This window comes from Sphingomonas sp. BK036, from assembly GCF_004216825.1.
GTDB lineage: Bacteria > Pseudomonadota > Alphaproteobacteria > Sphingomonadales > Sphingomonadaceae > Sphingomonas.
The window spans coordinates 158792-175772 of the sequence record NZ_SGXR01000005.1 but is presented as its reverse complement, the minus strand read 5'-3'; the positions used below and the strand labels follow the sequence as shown (position 1 = coordinate 175772).

The window sequence follows — 16981 nt, the reverse complement described above, 5'->3', positions numbered from 1 at the left end:
GTTTCTGCAATTATCCGACAAAATTTCACTCGTGCTATGATAGCGCTACCCAAAGGGCACAGGCCCATGGAGAGGATTTCGATGTACATTTCCCCAGCGCGTGCGCTCACGCCATCGTCCGAGCCATCTCTCCACACGACGCGCGTAGGATGGTCGTCGCGACTGGTGGCACGCTTGGCGATCGGGGCCTCGCTCGCGACGCTGGGGACGGCCGCGATCGCCGCGCCAATCGCGACGGTCGATCGCAACGGCAGCCTGGTCTCGGTCGAGGCCTATGCGCCCAACATCGTCCGCGTGACGATCGCGACCGATCGCGGTCAGGTCGACGCGCCCCCTGGCGATGGCCCCAACGCCAAGCCCAACGCTGCCGGCTGGACGCATCAGACCACGAATAGCGCCGACGTGTTCGCCTCCAGCGCGCTGTCACTGTCGGTCGATGCGAAGCCCTGGCCCAAGGCGCCGTCGCAGATGGAGCGCTATTTCGCACCATCGCTGCCGCCGGTCTCGGTGACGATCCGCAAGCCCGACGGCACGATGCTGACGCAGATGACCGGCTGGGAAATGGCCCCGCACACCGTCAACGGCGAGAAGACGTTCCGGGTCGGCGCAAGCTTCGCCTCGCCCGCCGACGAGCATTATTACGGGCTGGGCCAGAACCAGGAGGGCAAGCTCGACCTGCGCGGCCGCACGATCGACTGCCGCCACAATTACGATGCGCCCGCGGGCGAGACGGTCTGCGTGCCGTTCATGGTCACCAACAAGGGCTATGGCATCGTCTGGGACAATCCGTCCGCGACGATCGTCTCCCCCGGTCTGCACAGTTCGACGCACTGGCAGTCCGAGGTCGGCGAGCGGGTGTCGTTCTTCGTGATCACGGGCGCCACGACCGACGAGATCTATGCCGGCTATGCCACGCTGACCGGGACGACGCCGCTGCCGCCAAAGGCTGCGTTCGGGCTTATCCAGAGCAAGGCGCGGTACGAGACGCAGAAGGAACTGCTCGGCATCGCCGACGGCTATCGCAGCCGCGGCCTGCCGCTCGACATCATGGTGCTCGACTGGTTCTACTGGTCGCGCATGGGTCAACTCGACATCGACCGTACCTATTTCCCCGACCCCAAGGGCATGAACGACACGCTCAAGTCGATGGGGATGCATTCGATCATCAGCGTCTGGCCGCGCTTCGAGAAGGAATCGCGCTATTTCGACCTGCTGTCGACCAAGGGCTGGTTCCTGAAGGACAAGGACGGCAACGTCGTCGACGGGCTGCCGATCCGTTCCGACCGGGCCGGCGCGTTGATCGACAGCACCAACCCCGATGCGCGCCACTGGTTCTGGGAGCGGATCCGCGACAACATCGCCAGCCAGGGCTTCGACTGGTTCTGGCTGGATGAGACCGAGCCCGACCTGGTTCCCGACGGCAGCTTCTATTCGATCGGCTCGGGCGACCGCTATCACAACGTCTTCCCGCTGCTCCACACGACGGGCGTGGCGGAGGGGTCGGCGAAGGACCGCCCCACGATGCGCAACCTGATCCTGTCGCGCGCCGCCTATCTGGGCGCACAGCGCAATGGCGGGCTGTTCTGGTCGTCGGACATCAAGTCGACCTGGGAGGCGCTGCATCGCCAGGTGCCCGCCGGGCTTGGCTTCACCGCAAGCGGCATGGCCTATTGGGGCAGCGACATCGGCGGCTGGCAATGGCCGAGCGGGCCGAAGGCGACCCGTCCTGTGCTGGTCGATCCGGCAGGCGCAAAGGCGATGGCACCCGACTATGCGGATTACCCAGAGCTGTTCACGCGCTGGTTCGCCTATAGCGTGTTCACGCCGACGTTGCGGATCCACGGCCAGCGCCCTGCCACCGCAATCTGGGAATATGGCGCCGCGGCCGAGCCGATCCTCGCGACCTTCCTGAAGCTCCGCTACACGCTGATGCCCTACATCTATTCGCTCGGGCGCCAGACCTACGAGAGCAACGCGCCGATGATGCGCGCGCTGTTCATGGATTTCCCGAACGATCCCGCGGTCGCCGACATGGGCGACGAATATATGTTCGGCCCCGCCTTCCTGGTCGCGCCCGTCACCGAACAGGGCAGGACCAGCCGCCAGGTCTATCTGCCCGCGGGTGCCGACTGGTATGACTACTGGACCAACCAGCGGTTCACCGGCGGCCAGACCGTCACCGCGAACGCGCCGATCGACAAGATTCCACTGTTCGTACGCGCCGGGTCGATCATCCCGATGGGCGTCCAGGTGCCGAGTACCGCGACGGCGCAGGCGCTGGAGAGCATCCGCATCTATCCCGGCGCCGATGCCAGCTTCGCGCTGTACGACGATGACGGCGTGACCAACGCGTACCAGACCAAGGGCGGTCGCAAGGCCATGCTGCGCTGGGACGACAAGACCGCACGGCTCACCGCGTCGGGCAAGCTGCCGACCGGCCAGAATGCCGCATCGCTGGTCCAGATCGTGGGTGCCAAGTGAAGCGGGGCATGTTGGTCGTCGCACTCTCGCTGGCTGCGGTGCCCGCGATCGCGCAGACCGTGTCGCCCGGCGATCCCTATGCCGGCGACCCAGTCGGGATCGTCGCGGACCCCTGCCCCGCGCACCCCGCGCCGACCGACGGCGCGGGGTGGGAGGCTTGGAAGCGGCACATGATGACGCGCGACTATGGTCAGCTGTGCCGGTACCGCGCGCAGAACGATCAGCTGAAGGCGTCGCGCACGCCCGTCCGCATGGTCTTCATGGGGGATTCGATCACCGACAACTGGATCGGCGCAGATGCCGCGCTGTTCACCGGCGGCGTCGTCGATCGCGGGATCAGCGGCCAGACCACGCCGCAGATGCTGGTGCGGTTCCGCGAGGACGTGATCGCGCTCAAGCCGCGCGCGGTGCAGATCATGGCGGGCACCAACGACATTGCGGGCAACACCGGCGCCTCGACGATGGAGATCGTCCAGGGCAACATCGCCAGCATGGCCGACCTCGCGCGCGCAAACGGTATCAAGGTGATCATCGCCTCGATCCCGCCAGCCGCCGCCTTCCCGTGGAGCAAGGACAAGCAGCCGGTGCCGCAGATCCGCGCGTTGAACGGCTGGTTGAAAACCTATGCTGCGAAGAACGGCTTTACCTATGTCGACTATTACACCGCGCTCGCCACGCCCCAGGGCGCGATGAAGCCGGGGCTGGCGAGTGACGGCGTCCACCCGACGCCCGCCGGCTATGCGGTGATGCGGCCGCTCGCGCTCGCCGCGATCCGCCGGGTATCCGGGGCCAAGTGAGCGTCGATCTCAGCCGCCGGTCGGTGCTAGCAGGGATCGCAGCACTCGGTCCCGCGACGCACGCGCTGGCGCAGAGCCCGATGGGGTTGGCGCGTGGTCCGGTGCAACCGACCTGGCAGTCGCTGGTCAATCACTATCGCTACCCCGACTGGTTTCGCGATGCGAAGCTCGGGCTGTGGTCGCATTGGGGGCCGCAATCGGTGCCCGAGCAGGGCGACTGGTACGGCCGCCTGATGTACCTGCAGGGGCACCCCGCGTACGACCACCACCTCAAAACCTATGGCCATCCGACCTGGTCGGGGATGATGGAGGTGATGAACCGCTGGACCGCGGACCGCTGGGATCCCGATGCGCTGATCGCGCGCTATGCCAAGGCGGGCGCGAAATATTTCGTCTCGCTCGCCAACCATCACGACAATCTGGACTGCTACGACAGTCGCTATCACGCGTGGAACTCGCTGCGCGTCGGGCCTAAACGCGACGTGGTTGGGACCTGGGCGAAGGCGGCGCGGCAGGCCGGGCTGAAGTTCGGCGTGTCGAACCATGCCGCGCACAGCTGGCACTGGTATCAGACCGCTTATGGCTATGACCCGATCGGGCCGTTGAAGGGGCAACGCTACGACGCCTTCACGCTGCGCGCCGCCGACGGCCGCGGAAAATGGTGGGACGGGCTCGACCCGCAACAGCTTTATACCGGCGCGCACGCGGTTCTGCCCAACGGGATCGACACGATCGCGGCGATGGCCGCCTGGCATGAGGCGAACGACGGCCAATGGATCGAAACGCCGCCGCCGAACGATCCGGGCTATGCCGCCAAATGGCTGCTCCGCCAGACCGACCTGATCGACACATACAAACCCGACTTCTGCTATTTCGACGACTACGAACTGCCGTTCGGGCCGATCGGGTTGCAGGCGGCGGCGGACTATTACAACCGATCGATCGCGTGGCACGGCACGATCGACGTCGTGCTGACCGCCAAGCAATTGAAGCCCTATGCGCGCTTCGGGCTGGTGCAGGACGTCGAGCGCGGCTTCACCGACCATCTGTGGGACGAGCCGTGGCAGACCGACACGTGCATCGGCGACTGGTTCTACAATGTCGCGCGCCTGACCGACAAAAGCTACAAGACTGCCGAACAGGTGATCCAGCGGCTTGCCGACGTGGTGTCGAAGAACGGCAATTTGCTCCTGTCGATCCCGCAACCGGGCGACGGCTCGATCGACGGCGAGGAGGAGAAGATCCTTGATGGCATGAGCCGCTGGATCGCGGTCAACGACGCGGCGATCTTCGGCTCGCGGCCGTGGCGGATCTATGGCGAGGGCCCGACCAAGCTACAGGCGGGCATGCAGAACGAGCAGTCGTTAGGGGTGTTCACGCCGCGCGACGTGCGGTTCACCACCAACAAGGGCGCGCTCTACGCCCTGTTCCTGGGCTGGCCACAAGGCGAGGTCACGATCGAGGCGCTGGGCCGCCACCGCTTTGCCGAGGGTGCCGTCGAGCGCGTGACATTGCTCGGCGGTGCGACGATCGCGCACCGCCGGGATGCGCGCGGGTTGCACCTGACGATGCCCGCGAACCCTGGCGGCGGGTTCGTCCCCGTCCTCAAGATCGAAGGGCGCGGGCTGGTATAGGCGTTCGCGTCAGCCGAGCACGGCTGCCCCGCGATCGACCACCGCGCCTTCGCTCTCGGCCTGGCGGATGAGGATCATGACGTCCTCGATGATCGACCGGATCGTCGCGCTGGCGGAACCTGCGTCGCGCGCGGCGATCGCCTCGAGCACGGCCTTGTGCGCGGGCAGGCTGGCGCTGCGGCCCTTGAAGCGGTTGGTGAACCGGATCGAGGTGCGCAAGGCGGTCGACACCAGATCCTCGAACTGCGCGAAGAAAGGATTGTCGCACGCGCGCAGGATCGCGACGTGGAACGCAATATCAGCATCGAGCGCATCGTCATCGCCGCGCTCGGCCGCCTCCATCCGCGCATAGCCTGCCGCGATCATCGCGACGCCCGCCGACGTCGCGTGCATCGCCGCAAGCTGCGCCGCCATCGGCTCGACCGCGAGGCGAAGCTCGTTGAAGCTGCGCAGCAGCGGCAGCGTGAACTGGCGTTCGAGCAGCCAGCGCAGCACATCGGTGTCGAACAGGTTCCAGGCGGTGTTCGGCTGGATGATCGTGCCCTGCCGTGGACGCGCGGACAGCAACCCCTTCGCGGTCAGCATCTTGACGGCCTCGCGCGTGACCGACCGGCTGACGCCGTGCTCGGTCGCCAGTTCCGCCTCTGTCGGAAAGCGTTTTCCGTCATAATGGCCGGTGACGATCGCACGGCCCACCGTATCGAGCATTCCGTAGGTGAGGTTGCGGCCCAATGCCGTGCGGACCTTGGTAGGCTTGGGTTCGATCATGCGGCTTGGTCGCCCAAAATCGGGGTGGCGACAAGTGGTCCTTTCCATATCGTCCGGGTGACGCGGTCGCGGGGGACGCTACGTGTTTCCCGACGCTGCGGCGGCGGTCGCCTTGCGGGTAGGTACGGCGTGCGCCGCCGATCGCGGTGGCCAATCGCAAAGGACATCACGATGGTCGAACTCGTCAGCGAGCGCGCAGACGCCGGAGCAACACTCCCGGTCGTGTCGTGGAGCGCGGATATCGCGACGCGGACGGGCTATGTCTTCCACGTTCGCCCCGCCTGCCCCGCCGACGAGGCTGCGCTCGGCACGTTCTTCGAACATGTCGACGTCGAGGATCTGCGGTTTCGCTTCCTCAGCGCGATCCACACGGTTGGCCGCGAGCAGCTCCGCGCGCTCGTCACGGTCGATCACCAGCGTACCGAGAATTTCCTCGCCTTCGATCCAGCGACCAACGCGATCGTCGCGACCGCGATGCTGGCGGCGGACGAAAACCTCGTGCGCGCGGAAGTCGCACTGGCGATCCGCAGCGATTTCAAGCGTCGCGGCATCAGCTGGAGCATGCTCGATCATGTCGCCGCATTTGCGCGCGCCAGGGGGATCACGACGCTCGAATCGATCGAGAGCCGCGACAACCATCAGGCGATCGAACTGGAACGCGAACGCGGCTGGATTGCCGCACCATGCCCCGGCGATTCAGCCTCAATGATCCTGCGGATGACCCTGTCGAGGTAACGCCTGCCGCTCCGTCGACGGTTGCGCCCTGCGACGGCGTCACTACGAGCCGGTGCGACGGGACCGGCGCGGAGAGGTGACAGTGGAGAAGATCGGCTTTGGCGGCGGCTGCCACTGGTGCACGGAGGGGGTCTTCCAAGCGTTGCGCGGCGTCGTTCAGGTCGATCAGGGGTTCCTCCAGTCCGAGCCGCCGTGGGAGGCCTGGGCGGAAGGCGTAATCGTGACCTTCGATCCCGCGATCATACAGCTCGGCATTTTGGCGGAGGTCCACCTCCGGACGCATTCGGCGAGCGGCATCTATTCGCCGGGAGGGCGGTATCGCAGCGCGGTGTATGTCTTTGACGATCAGCAGCACGACGAAGCCGCGCGCACGATCGCGCGGTTCGCCAGCGACACGGGCGAGCCAGCCAGGACCGCGGTGCTCGCGTTCGTCGGGTTCCGCGAGTCCGACGAACGCTACCGCAATTACTACCAGACCGACCCCGGCAGGCCGTTCTGCCGCCGCTATATCGACCCCAAGCTGGCATATATCCGGCAGCACTTCGCCGACATCGCGCTGCCCTGACTCTCATATCGTCCGGGGGCAGGCGCGAGGCCGTAGACGCCGAAGGAAGATGTACGGCATAGCCGCCACGACACACCGGCAACGCAAGAGACGAACAATGACCGCAACGATCATCACCCCCAGCGGGCCGGGCGCAATGGAAGCTGGCCTCGTCCTCGACGAGGAAGGCGGCCGCTTTGTCGTGCTGACCTTCAAGGAGCCCAACGGCGAACCGACGCTCGTCACCTTCACCGTGCCGGTCTTCCAGAATTATGTCGAGCATCTGGTGCGCACCGCCAAGGCCGCCGGCGAGGAGGCGAACTGGGGTATTCCCGGCTGAAGGTCAGGCCGGGGCCGTCCCCGGCTTACGCGTGCAACGACGCCAATATGCCGGAGACCTTCGCGCGAAGCTCGGGCTCGCGCGTGATCTCCAGCATCGCGCTGAGGCTCCCGCGCGCGGCGCCGATGTCGCCGCTGGTCAGTTCGAGACGCGCGCGTTCCCACCAGGCATGGCCCGAGTCGGGCGCGACGAGTGTCATGCGGTGATAGAGAATGAGCGCGCGTCGGCCGTCCCCCGCCGCTTCGGCGCGTGTCGCCGCGTTCATCAGCAGGCGCAGGAGGATCGCGCGGTTCGGCATCGTCGCGACATGGTTTGCCGCCGCGACCCGGCCGGGATCCACCGCGTGGAGCAGCGCGACGAGCTGGTCGCGATCGACCGGCTCGCCGCCGCGAAACGGGTCGATCATCACCGGAACCGCCTCTTCGCCGACCAGCACGAGCACATGCCCCGGCACGTCGAGGATGTTCGCCGTCCAGCCCAGCCGCCGCGCCGCCGCGACATACAGGATCGACAGGCTGACCGGCAGTCCGCGGCGACGCTCGATGACTCGGATCATGTCGGTGTTGGCGGGATCGTCATAGGTCGCGGAATCGCCGACGAAGCCGAACTCGTCGCCGATGACGATCGCGAGCAATTCGGCCTGCGACCGCGCGTCGAGCCCCTCGCTGCCGGCCGCTTCCAGCCGGTCGGCGATCGCCTGGAAGACGCCCTGAAACGCCTCGCGGTTCGCCTGAGGATGATCGGGCAGCGCCAGGGCGAGTGCGGCCTCGTCGAGAACGACGTCGGCGTCGTCGATTAGGCCAAGGTGGATGAGATCATCATGCATCCCGCCAAGATGGGAGCGCCGCGATCTTCCGCAACGCCTTGCGCCGGGCCGCCGCAAGCGAAACATCCCGACCTTGCGCTTGCGTGTTACCGCTCCCACCAATAGTGCATGCGCAACGCTGGCCAACGCAGTCGCGACGATACGGCCTGCACCGTTTGACCTGGAGAACTGACATGGACGGCACCTTCCCGATCGGCGCACGCGCCGTAAGCAGCGACGTTACCTTCCTGGCGATCGACCCATCGACCGACGCGAAGATCGAGCCCGCCTTCGCGGTATCGAGCCAGGACGACATTGCCGACGCGTGCACGCTCGCCGACGCCGCGTTCGACACCTTCCGTGAGACCGACCCCGAGGCGCGCGCGGTGTTCCTCGAGACGATCGCCGACGAGATCGAGGCGATCCACGCGCCGCTCGTCGCGCGGGCGATGCAGGAGAGCGGCCTGCCGCAGCCACGGCTCGAGGGTGAACGCGGTCGCACCACCGGCCAGCTTCGCCTGTTCGCCAAGCATCTGCGCCAGGGGACATGGGCGTCGGTCGTGATCGATCACGCGCAGCCCGATCGCAAGCCTGCGCCGCGGTCCGACCTGCGCCAGCGTCGCATCGCGGTCGGTCCGGTCGCGGTGTTCGGTGCGTCGAACTTCCCGCTCGCATTCTCGGTCGCAGGCGGCGACACCGCCTCCGCACTGGCCGCCGGCTGCCCCGTCGTGGTCAAGGGCCACCCCGCACATCCCGGTACGTCGGTCATGGTCGGCAAGGCGATCCAGGCCGCGGTCGCCAAGTGCGGCCTGCCCGAAGGCGTCTTCTCGCTCGTCCAGGGCCCCGCCAACGAACTCGGTGCCGCGCTCGTCAACGATCCGCGGATCAAGGCTGTCGGCTTCACCGGATCGCGCAGCGGTGGCCTCGCGCTGGTCGCGCTCGCCGCGGCGCGGCCCGAGCCGATCCCGGTCTATGCCGAGATGAGCAGCATTAACCCGGTCATTCTGTTCCCCGCGGCGCTGGCGGCGCGCGGCGAAGCGCTCGGCAAGGCGTATGTCGGATCGCTGACGATGGGATCGGGGCAGTTCTGCACCAACCCCGGCATCGTCGTCGCGGTCGACGGCCCCGACCTCGACACCTTCGTCCAGGCGGCGGCGGCTGCGCTGGGCGAGGCCGCACCGCAGGTGATGCTGACCCCCGGCATCCATGCCAGCTACGAGCAGGGCGTCGCCGCGCTCGCCGGCCATGACTCGGTCAAGACGCTCGCGCGTGGCACCGACGCGGAGGGCGCGAACCGCGGCCGTGCGGCGCTGTTTTCGACGACCGGCAAGGCGTTCGTCGCCGACCCGGCGCTGTCGCACGAAGTCTTCGGCGCGGCGTCGATCATCATCCGCTGCGCCGACCTCGCCGAGGTTCGCCGCGTGCTCGAGACGATCGAAGGCCAGCTGACGATCACGCTGCAGATCGACGAGGGCGATCATGCCGACGCGGCGGCGCTGCTGCCGGTACTCGAGCGCAAGGCTGGCCGCATTCTCGCGAACGGCTGGCCGACGGGCGTCGAGGTCGCACCGGCGATGGTGCATGGCGGCCCCTTCCCCGCCACCTCGGATCCGCGCACGACCTCGGTCGGCACTGCGGCAATCGAGCGGTTCCTGCGCCCGGTCTGCTACCAGGACCTGCCCGACGCGTTGCTGCCCAAGGCGGTCAAGCACGGCAACCCGCTCGGCCTGCCGCGCACCGAGGGGTGATCGCGCGGCGCGGTGGTGGGAGCGGTCGAGTGACCGCCTCCCGCCACCGTTCGCATTCCACCGTTCGTATTCCACCGTTCGTATTCATTGACACGCGTGCGCGGCAAACCCACTAGTCGAACATGACAACCCCAGGCTCGTCGCGCACCATTTCCCTGCCAGCCGATCTCGGCCGCCAGATCGACGATCTCGCCGCGCAAGGCCATGGCGATGCGACCGCGATCATCCGCACCGCGCTCGAACAGATGCGTGTGCCGCGCACGCCCGTCGAGGCGCTGATCGGTGGCGGCGAATGCGGCATGCTGATCCGCCAGCGCGACTGGAGCGCGACCTCGCTCGGCGCGATCGAGACATGGCCCGCCGAGCTCCGCGTGACGCTCGCCAACATCATCAATTCGCCGGTGGCCAAGGTCGTGATGTGGGGCCCCGATCACGTCATGCTGTACAATGACAGCTATCGCGCGGTGGCCGGCGACCGTCACCCCGCCGCGCTGGGCAGCCCAGTCGCGACCGCGTTCCCCGACGTGTGGGACTGGAACCGCACCGTCCTCGACGCGAGCCGGCGCGGCGAGACCGTGGCCTATCGCGACCAGCCGATCCTGTTCCAGCGGCCCGACGGCCCCGAGACGCTGACGCTCGACCTGTTTTACACCCCCATCTACTGCGCGGGCGGGAGCGTCGGCGGCGTGCTGTGCACGATGGTCGATAATAGCGGCCGGGTCGAAGTCGAGCGCCGCCTTGCCGCCACCTCGGCCGAACTGCGCCGGGTCACCGACGCGGTGCCGATGCTGATCTCGTACATCGATTCCGACCATGTCTACCGGCTCGCCAATGCGCAATATGAGAACTGGCTGGGCGTCGCCGCCGACGCGATGATCGGCAAGCCCGTCCGCGATGTGCTTGGCGAGGCCGTCTACGAGGATCGCCGCGCATCGTTCGATCGGGCTTTGGCGGGCGAGAGCTTCGTCGCGCAGACCGTGTTCCCGCACCGCGACGGTCGCCCGCGCCGCGCCGAGTTCCGCTATGTGCCGCATGTCGCCGCCGATGGATCAATCCCGGGCCTCTACGTGCTCGGCATCGACGTCGAGGACCGGGCCCAGCGCGAGGCCGAGCTTGGGATCAGCAACGGCCGGTTCCGCACCGCGATGGACGCGGTCCACGGCGTACTCTGGACCAACAGTCCCGACGGCCGGATGATCGGCGAGCAGCCCGGCTGGGCGGCGCTCACCGGGCAGTCGATCGACGCGTATCAGAATTTCGGCTGGGCCGACGCGATCCACCCCGACGACGTCGCGGCGACGATCAAGGCGTGGACCAGCGCGGTGCTTGCCAAGTCGATGTTCGTGTTCGAACACCGAGTCCGCCGCCATTGCGGCACGTGGCGCACGTTCGCAGTGCGCGGGCTGCCGATGCTCGACGCTGCGGGCGAGGTGATCGAGTGGGTCGGCGTCCACACCGACATCACGCACCAGCGCGCCGCCGAAGCCGCGCTGCGCGACCAGGCCGAGGCGCTCGCGCGCCAAGTCCGCCACCGCGAACGCGCCGAGGACCAGCTGCGCCAGCTCAACGAGACGCTCGAGGCGCGAGTCATCCGTGAGATCGACGAGCGTCGCCAGGCCGAGGCCAAGCTCGCCCAGGCACAGAAGATGGAGACGGTCGGCAAGCTGACCGGCGGCGTCGCGCATGATTTCAACAACCTGCTCCAGGTCGTGTCGGGCAACCTGCAGCTGCTCGGCAAGAACCTCGCGGGTAACGAGCGCGCCGAACGCTGGGTCGCCAACGCGATGGCAGGCGTCACCCGCGGATCGAAGCTCGCCGCCCAGCTGCTCGCCTTCGGGCGTCGCCAGGCGCTCGAGCCGAAGGTCGTCAACGTCACCCGGTTCGTCCGCGGGATGGACGACATGCTGCGTCGCGCGATCGGCGAAGGCGTCGAGATCGAGACGATGGTCGGCGGCGGCCTGTGGAACACCTTTATCGACCCCGCGCAGATCGAGAACGCGCTGCTCAACCTGGCGATCAACGCGCGCGACGCGATGGACGGCCAGGGCAAGCTGACGATCGAGCTCGGCAACGCGCATCTCGACGACACCTATGCACGCACGCATGACGAGGTCGAGCCCGGCCAATATGTCATGCTGGCGGTGTCCGACACGGGCACCGGCATGAGTCCCGAGATCATCGAGAAGGTCTTCGAACCGTTCTTCTCGACCAAGAGCGAGGGCAAGGGCTCGGGACTGGGCCTGTCGATGGTCTATGGCTTCGTCAAACAGTCCGGCGGCCATGTGAAAATTTATTCCGAAGTCGGCGAAGGCACCACGATCAAGCTGTATCTGCCGCGCGCGATGGAGACCGAGGATGTCGAGGTCGTCGCGGATGCCAGCCCGATCTCGGGCGGTACCGAGACCGTGCTGGTGGTCGAGGACGATGACGAGGTGCGCAGCACCGTCGTCGAACTGCTCACCGATCTCGGCTACAGCGTGCTCAAGGCAGTCGACGCCGCGAGCGCGCTCAACGTCATCGAAAGCGGCATGCCGATCGACCTGCTGTTCACCGACGTCGTGATGCCCGGCACGCTGAAAAGCCCCGAACTCGCGCGCAAGGCCAAGGAACGCCTGCCCGACCTCGCGGTGCTGTTCACCTCCGGCTATACCGAGAACTCGATCGTGCATGGCGGCAAGCTCGACGCCGGGCTCGACCTCTTGTCGAAGCCGTACACGCGCGAGGCACTGGCGCGGAAGTTCCGCCAGGTGCTTGCCAACCGCCAGCGTTCGGGCAATCCCGCCGCCAAGGCGGCACGCGACGCCCGGATCGACGCCGACCGCCGGCTCGACACCCCTGCCCGCCGCACGGTGTTGCTGGTCGAGGACGACGCGATGATCCGCGCCAACACCGCCGAGATGCTCCAGGGCAGCGGGTTCGTCGTGGTCGACGCGGCAAGCGCCGAGGACGCGATGACCGCGCTCCAGACGGTCCCGATCGACGCTTTGGTGACCGATGTGAACCTGCCGGGCGTGTCCGGTCCGGACTTTGCACGGACGGCGCGCGCGCTGCGCCCTGGGGTCGGCATCGTCTTCGCCACGGGCGATACGGCCTCGGTCGCGGACGAGACCGATGCGATCATGCTCGAAAAGCCTTATGGCCTCGATGCGCTGGCGGCAGCGGTGCTGGCGTCGCTGGGCGAGACCACGCTCGCGGATCCGCTCGTCGCGGACACCGCAGACCGGGTCACCAAAGTAGATTGACGACCGGCGCAGATTGATCGCCTGAGACAGCGCCCCATATCCCGCATCAGGGTTGCGCTTCGCGGCCGATGAAGGATGCGACGTGACCGAAGACCGTGGTGCCAAGGCCAGTGCAGGGCGTGCCATCCCCAGTGGGCGCCTCGCGCGACTGGGCGTGTTCGGGCGGCTTGCCGGCGGGGTTGCCGGCGGCGTCGTCGCCGAGGGCGCGCGGCGGCTGGCCAGCGGCGAACGGCCGAGCATGGGCGACCTGCTGCTGACCCCCGCCAACGCCACGCGTGTCGCCGACCAGCTCTCGCACCTGCGCGGCGCAGCGATGAAGCTCGGCCAGATGATCTCGATGGATGCGGGCGACATGCTCCCGCCCGAACTCGCTACGATCCTCGCCAAGCTGCGCAACAATGCGCACCACATGCCGCCGCAGCAACTCGATCGCGTGCTTGCCGCCGAATGGGGCAAGGACTGGCGCCGCCGGTTCGCGCATTTCCAGGCGCATCCGGTCGCCGCCGCCTCGATCGGTCAGGTCCACCGCGCCCGCCTTCCAGGCGGTGCCGAACTTGCGATCAAGGTCCAGTATCCCGGCGTGAAGGACAGCATCGACGCCGATGTCGACAATGTCGCGACGTTGCTGCGCGTGTCCGGGTTGATGCCCAAGTCGCTCGATATCGCGCCGTTGCTGGGCGAGGCGAAGCGCCAGTTGCACGAGGAGGCGGACTATCTGCGCGAAGCGACGATGCTCGAGCGCTATGGCGCATTGCTGGACGGCGAGAGCGCGTTCGTCGTGCCTTCGCTGGTGTCGAAGCTGACGACGCCGCGCGTGCTCGCGATGAGCTTCGTTACCGGCGTTCCCGTCGAATCGCTCGAAACCGCGCCGCAAGAGGCGCGCGACCGCGTCATGCACGATCTCGTGTCGCTGGTTTTGCGCGAGTTGTTTGAATGGCGACTAATGCAAACCGACCCGAACTTCGCCAATTACCGCTGGCAGCCCGACACCCAACGCCTCGTCCTGCTCGATTTCGGCGCGGCCCGCCCCCTCCCCGCCGAAACCGGCGAAGGCTATCGCCGCCTGCTTGCCGCAGCGCTGGCGGGGGACCGCGATGCGGTGCGCGAGGCTGCGGTCGCCGCCGGCTTCCTCGGCGAGGCGGCGGTCGAGCGGCATCGGGCGCTGGTCGACCGGATGATCGATGTGATCCTGGGGGAACTCGCCAAGCCCGGGCCGTTCGATTTCGGCGACCGCGCGTTCGTCGGCGTGTTGCGCGAACAGGGCACTGAGATCGCGCGCGACCGCGAGACGTGGCACCTCCCGCCGATCGACACGCTGTTCGTCCAGCGCAAGATCAGCGGCACCGCGCTGCTGGCCGCGCGCCTGAAAGCGCGCGTCGACATCCGGTCGATGGTCGCCGCCTATTGCGCAGAGCCGGCCGAGGCGGAAGTCGCGGTCGCGGTGCGGAGCGCGGCGGCGAGTTCGCCCATCGAATAGGGTTTCCGCAACAGGTCGAACCCGTGCGCTCCTTCGCGCGAGATGACCTCGCTATAGCCGCTGGTCAGCAGGATCGCGGTCCCGGGATAGCGCCGGCGGATTTCGCGCCCGAGTTCGATCCCGGTCATGCCCGGCATCATCACGTCCGAAAAGACCACGTCGAAGCCCACCGCATGGCCCTCGAGTAGGTCGAGCGCCTCCTCGGCATCGCGCGCGAACACGATCGCGTGCCCCAGATCAGCGAGCGCGGAGATCGCGAACGCGCCGACATCGGGATTGTCCTCTACCACCAGGATATGCAGCGGCCCCTGGTCGGGACAGGCGGCCAGCACCGGATCGAGCGTCGTTGCACCGGCATCGCGTTCGCGCGGCAGATACAGTGCGAACACCGCGCCCTCGCCGGGGACGCTGTCGACGATCACCTCGCCACCCGATTGCTTGACGAAGCCGAACACCTGCGACAGCCCCAGCCCGGTACCGTGGCCGACCGCCTTCGACGTGAAGAACGGTTCGAAGATATGCTCGATATGCGCAGGATCGATCCCGGTTCCGGTATCGCGGATCGCGATCCTAACGAAATCGCCGGTCCGCGCCGCGTGACCGCGTACCGCCGGGATCCGCTGCGCGGTGTCGACGTCGATCGTCAGGCTCCCCCGCTGGCGCATCGCATCGCGCGCGTTGACCGCCAGGTTGACGATCGCGGTCTCGAGCTGGCTGGCATCGGCATTCACGAGGCACGCCTCGTCGGGCAGCCGCATCGATACGTCGATGAACGCCCCCGACAGCGTCACGATCATGTCGGTCATCCCGCGCACGATCGTCCGCGCATCGAGCACGGTCGGCGTCAGCGACGACCGCCGGGCAAACGCCAGCAACTGGTTCGTCAGCTTGGTGGCGCGGTCGGCAGTATCCGCGATCGCGGTGATGTAGCGCGTTCGCCGATCCTCGCTCAGCCCCGGTCGCTTGAGCAAATCGGTCGAGCCGCGGATCACCGTCAGCAGGTTGTTGAAGTCATGCGCGATGCCGCCGGTGAGCTGGCCCAGCGTCTCCATCTTCTGCGCCTGGCGCAGCGCATCATGCGCCTCGGTCAGCTCGAGCGTGCGCTCGGCGACGCGTTGTTCGAGCGTGTCGTTGATGTCCTGGGCTGCCTTGAACAGTCTAGCATTATCGATCGCGATCGCCGCCTGCGCCGCGACGCCAACGAGCAACCGCTCATGCCGTTCGGTGAACCGCGCGATGTCCGAATGGCCGAACAGCAACCCGCCCAGCACCGTGCCCGACCGCGACGTCACTGGTACCGACAGATAGCTGCGCACCGGGAGATGGCCCTTCGGCATGCCGTAATGCGGCGCGCTGCGCCCATAGCGCGGGTCGGCGAGGATGTCGTCGGAGCGGATTACCCCCTCGTTACGGAAGGTCGGGCCGAACACCGCGGTCGCACGCGGCCGGCCGAGCTTCTCGAACGCCGCGCGCTCCGCACCCGTCAGCGTGAACAGATGGAGCTTCTCACCCGTCTCATCCATCAAATTGTGGAAATATGCACCGAACTGCGCGCCGGTCAGCTTCACGCCCGCATCGGTCACCCTCTGGATCAGCGGTTCGAGCTCGAGCTCGGCGGCCAGTGCCGCGCCGGTGAGGTTGAGCGTCTCGAGCGTGTGCGTTTCGCCTCTCAGGCCGCGCTCGGCGAGGACCGCGTCGGTCGTCTCGACGATGACCGCCAGCACACCGCCCGCGACGCCGCGCTCGTCGAGCACGGGCGAATAGTTCAGGTCGAGAAAGACCGGCTCGTCCCGTTTCGGGAAATACTCCGTCATGTCCTGCCGCGCAAACGACAGCGTCTCGCCTGCGAGACAGACACGCAACACATGCTCGTTGAACGCGCGGGCCTCGGGCCACACATCCGCGACCTTACCGCCGAGCGAGCCGGGATGCCGCGCGCCGATCACCGCCGCGAACGCGTCGTTGTAGAGCATCACGCCATCGGTGCCCCAGAGCAGCGCCATCGGCACCGGCGCGCGCAGGATGATCGCGGTCGCGGTCTTGAGCGGGTGCGGCCACGCCTCGACCGGACCAAGTAGGGTCGAGGACCAGTCGGTTGCGCCGATCAGTGCCGCAAGACTGACGCCGCTCCCCAAGAATGCAAACGCCCCCGCCACCGTCCTACCTTTTCCCATATCGTCGCGATAAACAGAAGACCCGACCTCGCCCAAGGCCGAGGCGCGCAACTGGCTGCATCATAGTCGCGAACGAACGCCGCACCAACGCGATACGATCGGCACATTACAAGCCCGTGGCATTTCAACAAGATACGTAGTCGGCCCCGACACGCTGACGGTTCGGCCATTCTGTTCCTCGCGGGCGGCAGATTGCGATCCGGCGGGCACTGAACTGCGTGCTTTACATCGACAAT

Annotated in this window: 12 protein-coding genes; 9 read left to right on the top strand and 3 right to left on the bottom strand. The window is 67.3% G+C overall.

Going from position 1 to position 16981, the window contains the following annotated elements; all coding sequences use genetic code 11:
• Positions 1-165 precede the first annotated feature (165 nt).
• The 3 genes from EV283_RS11070 to EV283_RS11060 all read left to right on the top strand — a co-directional run bounded on the left by EV283_RS11070 (position 166) and on the right by EV283_RS11060 (position 4912).
• On the top strand, positions 166-2481 hold the full coding sequence (locus EV283_RS11070) for a glycoside hydrolase family 31 protein (protein ID WP_242615919.1): 2316 nt from the start codon (positions 166-168) through the stop codon (positions 2479-2481).
• Between the two features lie 8 nt (positions 2482-2489).
• Positions 2490-3278: an SGNH/GDSL hydrolase family protein gene (locus EV283_RS11065; protein WP_130325352.1), complete on the top strand. Its 789-nt coding sequence runs from the start codon at positions 2490-2492 to the stop codon at positions 3276-3278.
• A gap of 80 nt (positions 3279-3358) precedes the next feature.
• On the top strand, positions 3359-4912 hold the full coding sequence (locus EV283_RS11060; RefSeq protein WP_130326057.1) for an alpha-L-fucosidase: 1554 nt from the start codon (positions 3359-3361) through the stop codon (positions 4910-4912).
• Between the two features lie 9 nt (positions 4913-4921).
• Here EV283_RS11060 and EV283_RS11055 read toward each other — a convergent pair whose 3' ends face one another.
• Positions 4922-5680, bottom strand: a complete 759-nt coding sequence (locus EV283_RS11055) for a FadR/GntR family transcriptional regulator (protein ID WP_056414604.1) — start codon at positions 5678-5680, stop codon at positions 4922-4924.
• Positions 5681-5851: 171 nt separating this feature from the next.
• Here EV283_RS11055 and EV283_RS11050 point away from each other — a divergent pair, with 171 nt between their 5' ends.
• From EV283_RS11050 to EV283_RS11040, 3 genes are all read left to right on the top strand, one after another.
• Positions 5852-6415 (top strand): GNAT family N-acetyltransferase, encoded by a 564-nt coding sequence (locus EV283_RS11050; RefSeq protein ID WP_130325350.1) that lies wholly within the window; start codon positions 5852-5854, stop codon positions 6413-6415.
• Between the two features lie 82 nt (positions 6416-6497).
• Positions 6498-6980 (top strand): peptide-methionine (S)-S-oxide reductase, encoded by a 483-nt coding sequence (locus tag EV283_RS11045; RefSeq protein WP_207223108.1) that lies wholly within the window; start codon positions 6498-6500, stop codon positions 6978-6980.
• A gap of 97 nt (positions 6981-7077) precedes the next feature.
• Positions 7078-7299 (top strand): hypothetical protein, encoded by a 222-nt coding sequence (locus tag EV283_RS11040; RefSeq protein ID WP_130325346.1) that lies wholly within the window; start codon positions 7078-7080, stop codon positions 7297-7299.
• A gap of 25 nt (positions 7300-7324) precedes the next feature.
• Here the strand turns inward: EV283_RS11040 and EV283_RS11035 are convergent, their stop codons facing one another.
• The gene (locus EV283_RS11035) at positions 7325-8125 is read right to left on the bottom strand and encodes a transglutaminase-like domain-containing protein (protein WP_130325344.1); all 801 of its coding nucleotides are present in this window, start codon (positions 8123-8125) and stop codon (positions 7325-7327) included.
• Positions 8126-8298: 173 nt separating this feature from the next.
• Here EV283_RS11035 and EV283_RS11030 point away from each other — a divergent pair, with 173 nt between their 5' ends.
• The 3 genes from EV283_RS11030 (at position 8299) to EV283_RS11020 (ending at position 14571) form a co-directional block, all read left to right on the top strand.
• Entirely contained in the window at positions 8299-9852 is a 1554-nt protein-coding gene (locus tag EV283_RS11030; protein WP_130325342.1) for an aldehyde dehydrogenase (NADP(+)), read from the top strand.
• A gap of 122 nt (positions 9853-9974) precedes the next feature.
• Complete coding sequence (locus EV283_RS11025; protein WP_130325340.1) at positions 9975-13094, top strand: PAS domain-containing protein; 3120 nt, start codon at positions 9975-9977, stop codon at positions 13092-13094.
• 82 nt (positions 13095-13176) lie between these two features.
• Entirely contained in the window at positions 13177-14571 is a 1395-nt protein-coding gene (locus EV283_RS11020) for an AarF/ABC1/UbiB kinase family protein (RefSeq protein ID WP_130325338.1), read from the top strand.
• Here the strand turns inward: EV283_RS11020 and EV283_RS11015 are convergent.
• The gene (locus EV283_RS11015) at positions 14496-16745 is read right to left on the bottom strand and encodes an ATP-binding protein (protein WP_130325336.1); all 2250 of its coding nucleotides are present in this window, start codon (positions 16743-16745) and stop codon (positions 14496-14498) included. The genes EV283_RS11020 and EV283_RS11015 overlap by 76 nt on opposite strands.
• Positions 16746-16981 lie beyond the last annotated feature (236 nt).

Bases quoted from the DNA above. Each gene is read 5' to 3' on its own strand.
- EV283_RS11050 (WP_130325350.1), top strand. From the start codon at position 5,852: ATGGTCGAACTCGTCAGCGAGCGCGCAGACGCCGGAGCAACACTCCCG.
- EV283_RS11015 (WP_130325336.1), bottom strand. From the start codon at position 16,745: ATGGGAAAAGGTAGGACGGTGGCGGGGGCGTTTGCATTCTTGGGGAGC.
- EV283_RS11025 (WP_130325340.1), top strand. From the start codon at position 9,975: ATGACAACCCCAGGCTCGTCGCGCACCATTTCCCTGCCAGCCGATCTC.
- EV283_RS11060 (WP_130326057.1), top strand. From the start codon at position 3,359: ATGGGGTTGGCGCGTGGTCCGGTGCAACCGACCTGGCAGTCGCTGGTC.
- EV283_RS11065 (WP_130325352.1), top strand. From the start codon at position 2,490: ATGTTGGTCGTCGCACTCTCGCTGGCTGCGGTGCCCGCGATCGCGCAG.
- EV283_RS11035 (WP_130325344.1), bottom strand. From the start codon at position 8,125: ATGCATGATGATCTCATCCACCTTGGCCTAATCGACGACGCCGACGTC.
- EV283_RS11030 (WP_130325342.1), top strand. From the start codon at position 8,299: ATGGACGGCACCTTCCCGATCGGCGCACGCGCCGTAAGCAGCGACGTT.
- EV283_RS11055 (WP_056414604.1), bottom strand. From the start codon at position 5,680: ATGATCGAACCCAAGCCTACCAAGGTCCGCACGGCATTGGGCCGCAAC.
- EV283_RS11040 (WP_130325346.1), top strand. From the start codon at position 7,078: ATGACCGCAACGATCATCACCCCCAGCGGGCCGGGCGCAATGGAAGCT.